The sequence below is a fragment of the Streptomyces sp. URMC 127 genome, assembly GCF_051386535.1.
Taxonomy (GTDB): Bacteria; Actinomycetota; Actinomycetes; order Streptomycetales; family Streptomycetaceae; genus Streptomyces.
This window is the reverse complement of the sequence record NZ_JBPQTW010000522.1, coordinates 1-362: the sequence shown is the minus strand read 5'-3', so window position 1 is coordinate 362 and position 362 is coordinate 1. Positions and strand designations below refer to the sequence as shown.

The following is a 362-nucleotide window of genomic DNA, read 5'->3' as shown; positions in this document are numbered from 1 at the left end:
GGGCGTACGGGCTGCCCGTCGGGTGCAGACGGCCGGTGCATCAGGGTCTCCCTCCCGCCCCGACCCGCGTCATGATCTCGCAGAGTGCGCGGTCGTCGAAGACGCGTGTGGCCGGGATCCGCACGGTGGTCCTCTGCCTGCCGGTGACGGGGTGGCCGGCGAGGTTCGTCCAGTAGCAGCAGTGCCTCAGGTGGAGGCTGTCGTGGCCGGCGCGCAGCCAGTCGTCGCGCGATCTGGGCACGATCATGACGACGAGGATCCTGTGGACGGCGACGGGGGTGCGGGCGAGCTTCGCCAGGTGGTCGTTGCGGAGGGTGAAGGCGAAGGTGGGCGCCGGGGCGGCCCGGCCGGCGGGGCGCGCG

Annotated in this window: 1 protein-coding gene; it reads right to left on the bottom strand. The window is 73.5% G+C overall.

Annotation, left to right across the window (positions count from 1 at the left end; all coding sequences use genetic code 11):
• Positions 1 to 40: 40 nt before the first annotated feature.
• On the bottom strand, positions 41 to 362 hold a 322-nt coding region (locus ACSNOH_RS35220), incomplete at its 5' end, for a DUF4365 domain-containing protein (protein WP_436725507.1).